This is a genomic window from Kitasatospora sp. NPDC057015 (assembly GCF_042673745.1).
Classification (GTDB): domain Bacteria; phylum Actinomycetota; class Actinomycetes; order Streptomycetales; family Streptomycetaceae; genus Kitasatospora.
Genome location: NZ_JBHUSG010000006.1, coordinates 277,909 through 292,530 on the forward strand (window position 1 = coordinate 277,909; position 14,622 = coordinate 292,530).

Sequence of the window (14,622 nt, forward strand, 5' to 3'; positions counted from 1 at the left end):
CATCACCGTGACCATCAGCATCGGCGTCGTCGGCGCCGGACAGTTCGCCCGCGCCTTCATCCCCCTCTTCCAGGCCCACCCGGGCGTCCACGACGTCCGCCTCACCGAGGCCGTGCCCGAGCGCCTGGAGCGCGAGTCCGCCCGCCACGGCATCACCACCACCTACCCGTCCTTCGAGGCGATGCTCGCCTCGGACGTCGACGCCGTCGCGATCTTCACCCAGCGGTGGACGCACGGCCCCCTCGTCGTGCAGGCCCTGGAGGCCGGCAAGCACGTGTACTCCAGCGTGCCGATGGCCGTCTCCGAGGAGGAGATCGCCGCGATCGTCGACGCGGTTCGCCGCACCGGCCTCACCTACATGATGGGCGAGACCAGCTACTACAACCCCGCGGCGGTGTACTGCCGCAAGCGCCGCGCCGAGGGCGCGTTCGGCGAGATCTTCTACGCCGAGGGCGACTACGTCCACGACATGGACCTCGGCTTCTACGACGCCTACCGGTTCAGCGGCGGCGACACCTGGAAGGAGACCGCCAGCTTCCCGCCGATGTACTACCCGACGCACGCCCTGGGCGGCGTCCTGGCCGTCACCGGCTCGCACGTCACCTCGGTCTCCTGCCTGGGCGTCGCGGACACCCGCGGCGACGGCGTGTTCGACCGCGAGGTCAGCCGCTGGGACAACGACTTCTCCAACGCCACCGCGCTCTTCCGCACCGCCGACGGCGGCGTGGTGCGCACCAACGAGATGCGCCGGGTCGGCTACCCGTCCCCGCTGCGCGAGTCCCGGTTCCGGTTCTTCGGCACCGAGGGCAGCTTCGAGCAGCTCGCCACCACCACCCTGTGGCAGGACCGCGAGAAGGCCGAGGACATCGAGGAGCTGATGCGGACCGTGCCCACCGCGCGGCTGGACGACGAGGCGCTGGCCGACATCGACCCGTCGCTGCGGGACGCCTTCGTCAGCGGCTTCGCCCCGGTGCACGACCTCGGCCGGCTGCCCGCCGAGTTCACCGGACAGCCGAACGGCCACGAGGGCTCGCACCAGTTCCTCGCCGACGACTTCGTGACCGCCTGCCTGACCGGGGAGGCCCCGCCGGTCAACGCCTGGACCGCCGCCCGCTACACCCTGCCCGGCCTGGTCGCCCACCGGTCGGCCCTCGCCGGCGGTGTGCAGCTGGAGGTCCCGGACTTCGGGGACGCCCCCAACTGACCACCCCCGGGGGGGCGGGGGGCCCCCCCCCCCCCCGCCCGGGGGGGGGGGGGGCGCCCCCCCCCCCCCCCCCCGCGGGGGCGCCCCCCCCCGGGGGGCCCCCCCCGGGGGGGGGCCGGTGGCGGCCCCGCACTGCGGGGAGCCCCCCACCTGACCCCCCCCCCCCCCCCGCCCCCCCCCCCCCCCGCGGGGGGGGGGGCCCGGCGGCACCCCCCGCCACCGCATCGGAGGAGCCCGACCACCGTGACCGCAACGACCCCGCTGGCCGTCCAGCTCTACGGCCTCGACCAGGCCATGACCGCCGACCGGCACGACACCCTGCGGCGGCTGGCCGCCATGGGATACACCGGCGTCGAACCGTACGACATCCTCTCCGACCCGCACGGACTGCGCGCCGACCTCGACGAGTTCGGGCTGCGCGCGTGCAGCGTGCACGCCTGGATCACCGGCGAGCAGCAGGACGAGATCCTGCGGGCGCTGCCCGTGGTCGGCGCCGACACCGTGATCCTCCCCTACGCCGCCCCGGAGCGGTTCGCCGACCGCGCCGCGGTCGCCGCCCTCGCCGGTGAGATCAACGCCGCCGTCCGGGCCGCCGCCGAGCACGGCATCCGGGTCGGCTACCACAACCACGAGTTCGAGCTCTCGACGCTGCTCGACGGCGTCCCCGCCCTGGAGGTGCTCGCCGACCTGCTGGACCCGGCGGTCGTCCTGGAGGTCGACACCTACTGGGCGGCGGCCGGCGGCCAGGACGTGCCCGCGCTGCTGCGCCGGCTCGGCGACCGGGTCCGCCACCTGCACGTCAAGGACGGCCCCGTCACGGTCGACCGCGAGCAGCCCAACGTGGCGGTCGGCTCGGGCCGGATGCCCGTGCCCGCGATCCTCGCCGCCGCCCCGGCGGCGGAGTGGCACATCGTCGAACTCGACCAGTGCGCCACCGACCTGTTCGACGCCATGGCGCAGAGCCACACCTACCTCACCACGAAGGGCGTGCGATGACCCGGCCGCACCAGCACCGCACCGGACCGATGGGTGTCGCCGTCGTCGGCTGCGGCATCATCAGCGACCAGTACCTGACGAACCTGACCGCCTTCCCCGACCTCCGCGTGCTGTTCTGCGCCGACCTCGACGCGGAGCGCGCCCGGGCCCAGGCCGAGGCGTACGGCGTGCCCGGCTGGGGCTCGGTGGACGATGCCCTCGCGCACCCGGACGTCGAACTGGTCGTCAACCTGACCGTGCCCGCCGCACACGTGGAGGTCGGCCTCGCCGCCGTCGCCGCCGGCAAGCACGTCTGGAACGAGAAGCCGCTGGCCGCCGACGCGGCCGGGGCCCGCGCCCTGCTCGCCGCGGCCGACGCGGCAGGGCTGCGGGTCGGCGGCGCGCCCGACACCTTCCTCGGGGCGGGCCTGCAGAGCGCCCTGCGGCAGATCCGGTCCGGCGCGATCGGCACGCCGCTGACCGCCCTGAGCCTGATGCAGACCCCCGGCCCGGAGTCCTGGCACCCGAGCCCGGAGTTCCTCTTCCGGGCGGGCGGCGGGCCGCTGTTGGACATGGGCCCCTACTACCTCACCGCCCTGGTGAACGTCTTCGGGCCGGTCCGCCGGGTCAGCGCCGTCGGCAGCCGGTCGCGGGACCGCCGGGTGATCGGGTCCGGCCCGCGCGCCGGGACGGAGTTCGAGGTCACCGTGCCGACCCACGTGTCCGCGCTGCTGGAGTTCGACGGCGGCGGATCGGCGACCGCCGTCTTCAGCTTCGAGTCGCCGCAGCTGCGGCTCGGCTTCGTCGAGGTCACCGGCCTGGACGCGACGCTCGTCCTGCCCGACCCCAACCACTTCGACGGCGCGTCGCGGATCGAGGACGGCGGTCCCGGCCGGGAGGCCCCGGAGGCGGGAACGGCGGCCGGCCGCGGCATCGGCGTGCTCGACCTGGCCCGCGCGGTGCGGGGCGGCACGGCACACCGTGCCACGGGCGAACTGGCCCTGCACGTCCTCGACGTGATGGAGGCGATCGGCACCGCCGTCGACACCGCCCGCCCGGTCGAGGTCACCGGCGGCCCCACCCTGCCGGCCGCCCTGCCCGAGGACTGGGACCCGTACGCCAAGACGCTCGCGAGCTGACCGGCCGCCCCCGGCGCCGCCGAGCGGACGTCGTGGCGCGGGCACCCGCCGGGGGCCGGCACTCCGGGCCGCACCGCGCTTTGGACACCGCGCGCGCTCCGGGAGTAGGGTGCGCGCGCCGCGGCTTCGGGGGGCCGGAGCGGCGTGCCCGAAGGGGGTTGGGATGTCTCGTCCGGTTCGGTGGGTGGCGACGGCGGCGCAGGACGGGCGGGTGGACCCGGTCGCCGGCGACCGGCACCCGTCCCCGGCCACGCCGTGACGGCGCGGGAGGACGCGCTCGGACGCGTCGACCAGCACGCGACCGCCTCCGGCGACGCCCGGATCTACCTGTCCGCCCGCGACCAGCACATCACCTACGTCACGCAGCTGCGCCCGCCACCGCAGGCCCTGGCCGCGCTGCCCGCCGCGCCCGGACACCTCGTCGGCCGGCAGGCGGAGGTCGACGAGCTGCTGGCCGCCCTCGCCCCCGACCCGCCACCGCGGGAGTCGTCGGAGCCCGGATCGGCCGGGTCGGCGCCGGAGTCGGCCGGGCCGGCGCCGGTGGTGGTGTCGGCGGTCGTGGGCCTGGCCGGGATCGGCAAGACCGCCCTCGCCCTGCACACCGCCCACCAGGCGGACGAGCGGGGCATGTTCCCCGGCGGGGTGCTGTACGTGACCCTGCGCGGCTACGACCCCGCCGGCCCGGTCGGCGCGGAACGCGCCCTCGGGATCCTCCTGCGCCAACTGGGGATCCGCGACGAGGACCTGCCCGGTGAGGTGCAGGAGCTGGCGGCGCTGTACCGGTCGGAACTCGCCCGGCGGGCGGCCGAGGCCGGGGCGGTCCTGATCGTCGCCGACGACGCCTCCGGCCCAGCCCAACTGACCCACCTCGTCCCCGCGCACCGCGCCCACCGCCTGCTCGTCACCTCCCGCGACACCCTCACCTCCCCCGCCCTACGGGCCCGGCTCGTACGCCTGGACGAGCTCGACGCCACCGCCGCCGCCGAACTCGTCCGCGACGCCGTCGCCCCGGCCCTGCCGGGGGACCGCCGCATCGCCGCGGAGCCGGCGGCGTTCGCCGAGGTGGTGCGGCTCTGCGGACGCCTCCCGCTGGCCCTGCAGATCGCCGCTGCGCAGCTGATCGAGGATCCGGGTCTGACCGTCGCCACCCTCGCCAAGGACCTGGCCGGTGCCCTCGACGCCCTGCAGTTCCACGACTCCGACGGCCGGTCGCTGGCGGTGCGCGCCGCCTTCGACCTCTCCCACCGCCGGCTGGCCCCCGAACCCGCCCGGCTCTTCCGCCTGCTCGGGCTCTGCGCAGGGCCCCACCTCGCCACCGCCGGCGCCGCCGCCCTCGTCGACCGGCCCCTGCCCGACACCCGCCGCGCCCTCGCCGCGCTCGCCGCCGCCGGCCTCCTCACCGAACACCCCGTCGGCTCCGGACGCTGGCGCATGCACGACCTCATCCGCCGCCACACCGCCGAACTCGCCGACCCCGACGGCGCGGAGGGCCGGGACGCCCTGGGCCGGCTCCTGCGCCACTACACCGTGCTGGCAGCAGCGGCCGACGACCACCTCGGCGCCCTGCCGGGCGACCCGGCCCCCGCCCACTTCGACGACCGCGCCCAGGCCCTCGGCTGGCTCGACGCCGAACACCCCACCCTGGTCGCCACCGTCGCCCGGCACCAGGACGCCGCCCTCGACCTGGCCTTCCACCTCCACCGGTTCCTGTGGCTGCGCCGGCACCTCGACGACGCCCTCAGCACCGCCGAACGCGCCCTCGCCGGCTGCCGGGCCCTCGACGACAGCCACCGCGAGGGCCAGGCGCTGAACAACCTCGGCAACACCCTCCAGGAGGTGGGCCGGTTCGGCGAGGCCGTCCACGCCCACAACCAGGCCCTCACCATCCACCGCGACCTCGGCGACCTCCACGGCGAGGGCGCGGCGCTGACCAACCTGGGCACCACCCTGGCGGCGGTGGGCAGGTCGGAGGAGGCCGTCGACGCCCACCGGCAGGCCGCGGCGCTCTACGCCCATCTCCGCGACCGCCGCAGCGAGGGCATGGTGCTGAACAACCTGGGCATCGCCCTCCGGGCCTCGGGGAGGTTCGCGGAGGCCGTCGGCGTCCACGACCAGGACCTGGCCATCTGCCGCGAGCTCGGTGACCGACCCGGCGAGGCCACGGCGCTCGACAACCTCGGCACCGCGCTGCAGGAGGTGGGCAGGTTCGAGGACGCCGTCGACTGCCACACCCGGGCCGCGACCGTCCACGTCGAGCTCGGGGACCGCCACGGCGAAGGCCGGGCCCGCAACAACCTCGGGATCGCCCTGCGGGAGGTCGGCAGGTTCGCGGAGGCCGTCGAAGCCCACCGGCGGGACCTGGCCATCTGCCGTGCACTCGGCGACCGACCCGGCGAGGCCACGGCGCTGGACAACCTCGGCGCCGCCCTGCGGGCCTCGGGGAGGTTCGCGGAGGCCGCCGAGGCGCACGCCCGTGCCGCGGTCGTCCACGCCGACCTCCCTGGGGAGGGGCGCGGCGGAAGCTGACCGATCCGGCGGCGCCCGGGCCGGGCGGGCCACGGGTAGCGCCGCCGGTCCGGCGGACGGCCCCCGTGGTGCGCGCCCTTGCCCACGGCGCGCACCACGATCGCCTGCGGCGGGCCCGTCCGGCGCGGGGCCGGGTGCTACCGGCCGCGGGTGGCGGGTCAGCGGGTGCTCTGGGTCCACAGGGTCGCGGCGACGGTGAGCCCTTGGTGGTCGATGCCGGGCTTCGCGGTGACCTTGAACCAGACCAGGGAGCCCGCCTGGGTGACCAGGCAGTAGGCGGAGCCGATGTGCACCTGGCTGAGCGTCACGGACTCGCCGAGCGCCTGGCGGCTGGCCTGGTCGAGGCACTGACCGGCGGTCGGCGCCTGTTCCGAGGCCGTGCCCCACCGCTTGACCTGGGCGACCAGGACGGCGGTCGCGTTGAGGGTGAAGCACGCGTTCTGGGTCTTGAGGTCGTGCCCGACCAGGAACTCGTTGGCGTCGTCGTCGTTGCGCGGGCCCGCCTTGGGCGGCTCGAAGTCCATGTTCGCGCCCTGGCAGGGACCGTCGACCTGGGGCATGGTGATCGCGGTGTCGCGGTAGCTCACCGCCCAGCCGGAGGAGTCGGCCTCCACCGACGGCGGCGGGGAGCTCGGCCCGGCGCCCGGCGCGGACGGCGCGGCGGAGGCGGCCGGTGGGGCCGGGGTGGCCGGCGCGGCCGCGGGCGCGGTCACCGTCACGGTGCTCTGCGCGGAGGGCGACTGGGTCGGGTCGGACTTCGCGGCGGTGTTGAGCAGCACCGGCCGCAGGACGACGCCGGCGAGCAGGCCCACGGCCACGGTCAGCACCCCGACCAGGATCCACGGGACCCGACGGCCGGCCTTCCCCCGGGGCGCGGGCTGCGGCGCGGGCGGAACGGGCCACCACGGCGACGGATTCGGCTGGGCCGGTCGGGATGACGGGCCGTACGACACGGGCGGAGCGGAGGGCCGGGGCGGAACCACCACGGCAGCGGCGGCAACCGGCGGCAGCAGCCGCTCCAGGTGCTCGATCCGCCGCTGCACCTCCTGCTGCGCGCCGATCAGCTCACCCTTCTCGCGCAGCAGGTCGACGCCCTCCCGGCGCAGCGTCTCGCCCTCGTCGGGATGGACGGCGCCGCCGGCGGCCACCCGGGCCTGGAGTTGCTCGTTGCGGTACTGGAGGTCCTGGGCCCGCAGGTAGGCGGCTTCGACCTTGTAGGCGAGTTCCTCCTTGCGGAGCTCCGAGTCGTAGAGGTCGGTCAGTACGGAGCCCTTGGCCGGCAGGGCGTTGCGGTAGAGGGTGTGGGTCAGGCGGCGTACGTCGGGGGTGAGCTGGGCCCCCGCGCTCCGTTCGACCTCGCCGTGGAGGGTGTCGAGGTACGCCTTGCGCGGCAGCCGCTCGCCGTTCTCGTACGCGGAGACGTCACTGAGGCCCTCGCCCTGCCTGGTCAGGTACTCGGCCATGCTCAGCCCGGTGGACTCGCGCAGGCCGCGCAGGTGGGCCCCCAGTGCCTGCATCGGAGTGACGGGAAGCCCGCCGGGGCGAGGGGGCGGGGTGCCGGGGCGGTTGGGGACGGGTTTGGGGACCGGTGGCCGCGTCCCACCACCGCCACCCGTCGCCGAACCTCTTGGATACCCGTTGCCGTCGGACACCACTGTGCTCCCCACCCACGCATGGATCGTCTGAAACTTCCGCCCCCGGATCGCTCTGTTCCCCGCGGAGAACGGAGCGTCGGCGACCAACCTAGAGGCAGGCCGCGCACCCGTGCCACTCCCGCGCCACACCTGACCGATCGTCACCGATCTGTGCCCTTGGGCGCCTTGTCCACCCGTCATTCGGCTACGATCGACGCCCTGCTCGGCGAGGCCCCTGCCACCGGCCGGGCCCGACCGGCCTCGGGAGCGACGGTGCCGGGCGCGGTCGAGGCGGCGTGCGTGCCGGACGCCCGTTTCCCACAAGGGGCCCGACCGAACGCGACACCGACCCCACCGAAGTCGGCGGGGTCGGCGGGGTCGGCGGGGTCGGCGGGGCGGGCGACGCGGTTCAGTACACGTCGCGGACGTAGCGCTTGTCGCTCGCCAGCTGTCGGACGTACGCGGCGGCGGCCTCCTCGTCCATGCCGCCGTGCGCGGCGACGATCTCGCGCAGCGCCTGGTCGACGTCCTTGGCCATGCGGCCGGCGTCGCCGCAGACGTAGAAGTGGGCGCCGTCCTGGAGCCAACGCCACAGGCGGGGGCCGTGTTCGCGCATGCGGTCCTGCACGTAGATCTTGTTGCGCTGGTCGCGCGAGAAGGCGAGGTCGAGGCGGTCCAGGTGGCCGGAGGCCCGGTACGCCTCCAGCTCCTCCCGGTAGTAGAAGTCGGTGGCCTCGCGCTGCTCGCCGAAGAACAGCCAGTTGGGGCCGGTGTGGCCGCGGGCCTGCCGGTCCTCCAGGAAGCCGACGAACGGCGCGACGCCGGTCCCGGGGCCGACCATGATCATCGGTGTGGCGGAGGCGGCGGGCGGGCGGAAGTGCGGGGAGCGCTGGACGAACACCGGCACCGGGCCGTCGTCCGCGCAGTCCGCCAGGTAGGTCGAGCAGACGCCCTTGCGGTCGCGGCCGAGGTCGTTGGTCCAGCGGACGACGGACACGGTGAGTCGGACCTCGCCGGGATGCGCCAGCGGGCTGGAGGAGATCGAGTACAGGCGGGGCTGGGTCCGCTTGAGGACCCCTGCCCACTCGGCGGCGGATGCCCGGACGGGGAAGGCGCCGACCACGTCGGCGGCCTGCCGGCCCCAGCTCCACTTCGCCAGCTCGCCCTTGTTGTCGGGCCGCAGCAACCGCTTGAGGTCGCGGTCCCCGGTGCGGGTGGCGACGAACTTGAGCAGGTCGGGGGTGATCCGGGCGATGTCGAGGCGGGTCCGCAGGACCTCGCCGAGGGGGAGGTCGTCGCCGTCGGACAGCGCGAGGGTCTCCTCGGGATCGAGGCCGGTGAGGGCGAGCCATTCGGCGACGAGTCCGGAGCCGTTGGCGGGCCACACACCGAGGGCGTCCCCGGCCTCGTAGGCGAGTTCGCCGTCGCGGGTGTCGAAGGCGAACTGCCGCACCTCCTTCTGCGAGCCCGGCAGGCTGAGCAGCCGGTTGCCGATCAGCAGGGTGGGGAAGGGGGACGCCTTCGAGTAACCGGCCGGCGCGGCGGGCCGGATGCCGGCGGGGACTGCCGCGGGGGCCGGCGAGGCGGCGGCCGTCGGCGCCGCGCCGGGCGCGGGCTGGGCCGCGGCCCCGGCGGTCACGGTCGCGGTGCCGGCCAGGGCGGGTGCGGGCTGCGGTCCGGTGAGGGTGCCGGTGACCTCGTCGAGCCACTGCGACGCGGGCTCGTCGTAGTCGGGTTCGCAGTCGGTCCGCGGGTGCAGGCGGGTGGCCCCGAGTTCGGCGAGGCGCTCGTCCAGGCGGCGCCCGTGCCCGCAGAAGTCGTCGTAGCTGGAGTCGCCGAACGCCAGGACGGAGTAGCGCAGGCCCTCCAGCCGTGGGGTGTCAGGGGCGGTGAGGCCCTGCCAGAAGTCGGCGCCGTTGTCGGGCGCGTCGCCGTCGCCGAAGGTGCTGGAGAGGACGAGGAGGTCGGCGTCGGCGGGCAGGCTCCCGGGCGGGCAGTCGGCCATGCTGCGCACGGACGGCAGCCGGCCCGCCTCGGCCAGGCGGGCGGCGACGGTGGCTGCGTACTCCTCGGCGTTGCCGGTCTGCGAGGCCCACAGCACGATCAGCTCCCGGGCCGGCGCGGCGACGGTGCCGGTCGCGGCGCCGACGGGGCCGGCGGCCGGGCCCGGCAGGACCGGGACGGCCGGCCCGGGTGTGTGCGTGGCCGGTCCGGCCGTACGGGAGAACATGCCGGCCAGCACGCCGTCCACCCACAGGGCCGTCGCGGGCTCGAAGGGCGCGTTCGCGGGCAGCACCGGGACGCCGCCGGGCGGGGCCAGGGCGACACCGGAGAGGTACCCGGACAGGAAGCGGCGCTCCGGCTCGCCGAGCGCCGGCGGCGCGAGGTCGGCGATGCCGAACAGTGCGGCGAGTTCGGGGAGGGCGGCGGCCACGCCACCGGTCCCGGCCGGGACGGGCGTCGCGGCGGCCTGCGGCAGGGCGGGCGCGGCCTGGGACTGCTGCGCCGGGACGGTGGGGTCGGTGGTCGCCGGCACGGGCGTGGGCTCCTCGGGTGTCGGGGCGGGCACGACCCGCATCGCCACGGCGCAGACCTTGAACTCGGGTTGGAAGGAGATCGGGTCGACGGCGTCGTTGGTGACGGCGTTGATACTGAGGTACTCGCCGAACAGGTCATTCCAGTGGAACGGCGCGAAGCAGTTGCCGGGTCGGACCCGGTCGGTGACGACGGCGGGCAGGACGGCCCGGCCGCGGCGGGAGGCCACCTCGATGTGGTCGCCGTCCCTGGCGTCCATCGCCGCGGCGTCGTCGGGGTGGAGTTCGACGAACGGGCCCGGGTTGAGCTTGTTGAGCTTGGCGACCCTGCCGGTCTTGGTGAGGGTGTGCCACTGGTGCTGGAGGCGGCCGGTGTTCAGGACGAACGGGTAGTCGTCGTCGGGGAGTTCGGCGGCGGGCAGGTGCGGGCGGGCGAAGAACTGCGCGCGGCCGCTCGCGGTGGGGAAGACCAGCCGGGGGCGGCTGCCGTCCGCGCGCTCCAGCAGGGTCTGGCTGACGCCGTCGTTGCGGTAGCGGATCGGGTTGCGGTCGCTGCCGTCCGGGGTCGGGGCCGGCCACTGCACCGGCGTCTCCCGCAGCCGCTCGTACGTGACACCCCGCAGGTCCCAGCCGGTCTTCGGGTTCCAGGCCCGCTTGAGCTCCTCGAAGACGTCCTCCGAGCTCCGGTAGGTGAAGGAGTCGGCGAAACCCATCTCGCAGGCCACCCGGGCGATCAACTGCCAGTCGGGCAGGGCCTGCCCGGGCGGGTCGACGACGCCCTGGACGAGGGTGAGGTTGCGCTCCGAGTTGATCAGGATGCCGTCCGACTCGGCCCACAGCGTCGCCGGCAGCACCACGTCCGCATAGGCGTTGGTCTCGGTCTCGACGAACACGTCCTGGGTGATGACGAGTTCGGCGGCCTCCAGGCCGGCGATGACGGTCCGTCGGTTGGCCACGGAGGCGACGGGGTTGGTGCAGATGATCCAGCACGCCTTGATGTCGCCGGCGGCCATCTGCTCGAACATCTCCACCGTGCCGCGGCCGACCTCGGTCCGCAGCGTGCCGGACTCGACGCCCCACAGGTCCTCGACGAAGGCGCGCTCCGCGTCCACCAGGACGGAGCGCTGACCGGGCAGGCCGGGCCCCATGTAGCCCATCTCGCGACCGCCCATCGCGTTCGGCTGGCCGGTGAGCGAGAACGGGCCGCTGCCCGGGCGGCAGATCGCGCCGGTGGCCAGGTGCAGGTTGACCAGCGCGTTGGTGTTCCAGGTGCCGTGGGTGGACTGGTTGAGGCCCATCGTCCAGCAGCTCGTCCACTCACCCGCCTCCCCGATCCACTGCGCGGCCTGCCGGATGTCGGCCTCGGGGATGCCGGTGATCTCCGCGACCTTCGCCGGCGGGTAGTCGGCGAGGAAGGCGGGCATCTCCTCCCAGCCCTCGGTGAACTCGGCGACGAACTCCGGGTCGGTGTGCCCGTTCTCCACCAGCAGGTGCAGCAGGCCGTTCAGCAGCGCCAGGTCGGTGCCCGGCCTGATCTGCAGGAACAGGTCGGCCTTGGCGGCGGTGGCGTTGCGACGGGGGTCGACGACGATCAGCTTGGCGCCGGCCGACTTGATCCGGTCCATCATCCGCAGGAACAGGATCGGGTGGCAGTCGGCCATGTTGGCGCCGATCACGAAGAACGCGTCGGCCCGGTCGAAGTCCTGGTAGGAGCCGGGCGGGCCGTCGGCGCCCAGCGAGAGCTTGTAGCCCGTGCCGGCGCTGGCCATGCACAGGCGGGAGTTGGACTCGATCTGGTTGGTCCGCACGAAGCCCTTGGCCAGCTTGTTCGCCAGGTACTGCGCCTCCAACGACATCTGCCCGGAGACGTAGAAGGACAGCGCGTCCGGTCCGTGCTCGTCCAGGATCGCCCGCAGCCGCCCGGCCACCGCCGTGATCGCCGCGTCCACGTCCACCTCGGCGGGCTCGGTCCCGCGCTCGGTGCGGATCAACGCCTTGGCGGCCCGACCGGTGGCCGCCATCATGTCGGCACTGGTCGAGCCCTTGGTGCAGAGCCGCCCGAAGTTCGTCGGGTGCTGCTTGTCGCCCGAGGTCTTCTTCACGGTACGGCGCCCGGTGGCGGCGTCCCTGCCGATGTCCAGCACGATGCCGCAGCCGACGCCGCAGTACGAGCAGACCGTCCGCACGCTGTCCGCCTTCGAGCCTGGCGTCGTCACCGAGACTCCCTCCCCAGTTCGCAGTCCTCGCCCCGGGCGCACGCTGGGCGAGGCACGGTCGGCGGTGGGGAGTTCCCACGATCATCACCGTAGGAAGGCCGCATTACCGAGGCATCACACCCGGTGGGTACGGGAAGTTAAGCCGACCGCACAGGATGCGCCGCCGGTCTGTGAGCGGGGCGGCGGCCGGCGCACCCGGGCCCCGGCGGACAGGCGGGCAGGCGGGAGCCCTGCCGGGCACGGGCGGGGCCTCGCTCCCGGGTCCCGGAGTGCCGCGACGGCGCCGCAGGCGGACGGTCAGACGCTCATCAGCACCAGTGGGGTCGGGGCGCCGTCCGTCCAGTCGTCGGTGATCACCACGAGGGCGTCGCCGACCGCGGCGCCGTGCAGGAACGCCGCCCGGTGTCCGCCGGTGACCCGGGCGCCGGGGCCGTCCCAGACCACCGGCACCAGCCTGGTGAGCCCGCGGGTGGGGCGGACGTCGCCGTGCACCGGCATCCGCGGCTGGGCGGGCAGGGCGCGCCCGGTGAGCCCGGCCGGCAGGGGCGCGAGCAGCGTGTGGGCGGCCACCAGCGCGGCGTACGGGTTGCCCGGCAGCCCGACCAGCCAGCGGTCCGCACCCAGCCGGGCGAGCACCTGCGGGTGTCCCGGACGGCAGGCCACGGTGTCGACGACCAGCGGCTCATATCCTGCACATGCGAGACTGAAGGGCAAGTCGGACGAGCACCCGCAGGCCTTCGGACGCCATCCTCCTTGCAGGGCTGAAGGGCGGACAACTTCTTTCCGACCGAGCGAACTTGACCCTCGGGACCGGAGGGCCGACCTGCCGCCCGAGGGGCGGACACCCACCGTCCGCAGGACGGACCCGGTGGCGATGCCGCCCGCGGGAGACCTGGGTGCCGAGTCCGTTTGGCTACGGTGGGCTGCCGAGCAGTACGTCGGCACCGAGATCGTCCACGGCACCGCCGCCGCCCACCCGCCCCCGGCACCGGACGACGCACCGAAGGAGCACCATGGCCTCCCCGTTCACCGACCCGGCCTTCTACGCGGACCGGTACCCCACGTACGCGGAGCTGCGGAACCGCTCCCCGGTGCTCCGGGTTCCGCTGGACGGCGGTACCGGCCCGGCCGCCGTGGTCACCGGCTTCGACCAGGCCAGGGCGGCGTTCGCCGACCCCGCGTTGTCGAAGGACACCGCGCGGTTCTTCGCCGGCCGCCCGTCGGGGCGCTCCCTGCACCCCGCGCTGGCCACCACGATGCTCAACAGCGACCCACCCGACCACACCCGGCTGCGCCGCCTGGTCACCCGGGCTTTCACCCCGGCGACCGTCGGCAGGCTGCGCCCCCACATCGGTTCGCTGGCCGAGCAGTTGGTCGAGGAGTGGTCGCCCGGGCAGCGGGTGGACCTGGTCGAGGGTTTCGCCGCGCCGCTGCCGGTCACCGTCATCTGCCAGCTCCTCGGGGTGCCGACGGCCGACCGGGACAGCATCTGCCGGTGGTCGACGGACCTGTTCGTCACCGGGGACCACCGGCGGATCGACGCGGCCTCCCACGCGCTGGCCGACTACCTGGGCGAGCTGGTGACGGCCAAGCGTCGTGACCCGGACGAGGCCCTGCTGTCCGCCCTGGTCGCCGTCCGCGACGGGGACGGCGACCGGCTCGGCGAGCAGGAGTTGGTCTCGCTGGCCGTGCTGCTCCTGGTGGCCGGGCACGAGACGACCACCGCCGCGATCGGCAACGCCGTCCTGGCGTTGCTGCGGCACCCCGAGCAGCTGGAGCTGCTGCGGTCCGACCCGCACCGGATCGCGGGCGCCGTCGACGAGTTGCTGCGCTACGACTCCCCGGTCAGCATCGCCACCTGGCGGTGGGCACCGGAGCCGGTCCGGATCGGCGGGACGGACGTGCCGGCGGGCAGCCCGGTGTTCGTCAGCCCCGGCGCCGCCAACCGCGATCCGGCCAGGTTCGCGGACCCGGACCGGCTCGACCTGGAGCGGGAGGCCCGTTCCCATCTCGCGTTCGGGCACGGCATCCACCGCTGCCTCGGAGCGCCGCTCGCGCGGGCGGAGGTCGAGATCGCCCTGCGGGTGCTGCTGGTGCGCTTTCCGGGCCTGCGGCTGGCCGAGCCCGTCGACCGGCTCCGCTGGCGGCACTCGCGGCTCGTCCGCGGCCTGGAGGCGCTGCCCGTCCTGCTGTAGGACGACGAGGGTGCTGCCGGGTACGTCCGGCAGCACCCTCGCCCCACGCGACACCCGGCCGGCGCCCGTGTCCGACGGCGGCCGAGACGGTACGGAGTGCCTAGAGGAGGTCGGTGTTGGGTTCGAGGCCGCAGAGGATGCGGCCGTAGGTCTCGGCGACGGTGTTGGGGTGCAGGACGCCGTTGAGGTTGAGCGCCTG

The 14,622-nt window shown here is 75.0% G+C and carries 8 protein-coding genes; 5 read left to right on the forward strand and 3 right to left on the reverse strand.

All coding sequences use genetic code 11. The annotated features are described in order from the left end of the window. The first annotated feature begins 7 nt into the window (after nt 1–7). From ACFTWP_RS08850 to ACFTWP_RS08865, 4 genes are all read left to right on the forward strand, one after another. Nucleotides 8–1,204: a Gfo/Idh/MocA family protein gene (locus ACFTWP_RS08850; protein WP_380263547.1), complete on the forward strand. Its 1,197-nt coding sequence runs from the start codon at nt 8–10 to the stop codon at nt 1,202–1,204. 243 nt (nt 1,205–1,447) lie between these two features. Further along, entirely contained in the window at nt 1,448–2,200 is a 753-nt protein-coding gene (locus ACFTWP_RS08855) for a sugar phosphate isomerase/epimerase family protein (protein WP_380263548.1), read from the forward strand. Next, nucleotides 2,197–3,318 carry a Gfo/Idh/MocA family protein gene (locus ACFTWP_RS08860; protein ID WP_380263549.1) on the forward strand — a complete coding sequence of 374 codons (1,122 nt, stop codon included), beginning with the start codon at nt 2,197–2,199 and terminating at the stop codon, nt 3,316–3,318. The genes ACFTWP_RS08855 and ACFTWP_RS08860 overlap by 4 nt, the downstream gene beginning before the upstream one ends. Before the next feature lie 255 nt (nt 3,319–3,573). Next, nucleotides 3,574–5,844, forward strand: a complete 2,271-nt coding sequence (locus ACFTWP_RS08865) for a tetratricopeptide repeat protein (protein WP_380263550.1) — start codon at nt 3,574–3,576, stop codon at nt 5,842–5,844. A gap of 158 nt (nt 5,845–6,002) precedes the next feature. Here the strand turns inward: ACFTWP_RS08865 and ACFTWP_RS08870 are convergent, their stop codons facing one another. The 3 genes from ACFTWP_RS08870 to ACFTWP_RS08880 all read right to left on the reverse strand — a co-directional run bounded on the left by ACFTWP_RS08870 (nt 6,003) and on the right by ACFTWP_RS08880 (nt 12,891). Continuing rightward, nucleotides 6,003–7,361 (reverse strand): hypothetical protein, encoded by a 1,359-nt coding sequence (locus tag ACFTWP_RS08870; protein WP_380263551.1) that lies wholly within the window; start codon nt 7,359–7,361, stop codon nt 6,003–6,005. Nucleotides 7,362–7,887: 526 nt separating this feature from the next. Beyond that, a complete protein-coding gene (locus ACFTWP_RS08875) occupies nt 7,888–12,228 on the reverse strand; it encodes a molybdopterin-dependent oxidoreductase (protein ID WP_380263552.1) in 4,341 nt (1,446 codons plus the stop codon). A gap of 297 nt (nt 12,229–12,525) precedes the next feature. Then, complete coding sequence (locus ACFTWP_RS08880; protein ID WP_380263553.1) at nt 12,526–12,891, reverse strand: hypothetical protein; 366 nt, start codon at nt 12,889–12,891, stop codon at nt 12,526–12,528. Between the two features lie 350 nt (nt 12,892–13,241). Here ACFTWP_RS08880 and ACFTWP_RS08885 point away from each other — a divergent pair, with 350 nt between their 5' ends. Beyond that, nucleotides 13,242–14,423: a cytochrome P450 gene (locus ACFTWP_RS08885; RefSeq protein WP_380263554.1), complete on the forward strand. Its 1,182-nt coding sequence runs from the start codon at nt 13,242–13,244 to the stop codon at nt 14,421–14,423. Nucleotides 14,424–14,622: the final 199 nt, after the last annotated feature.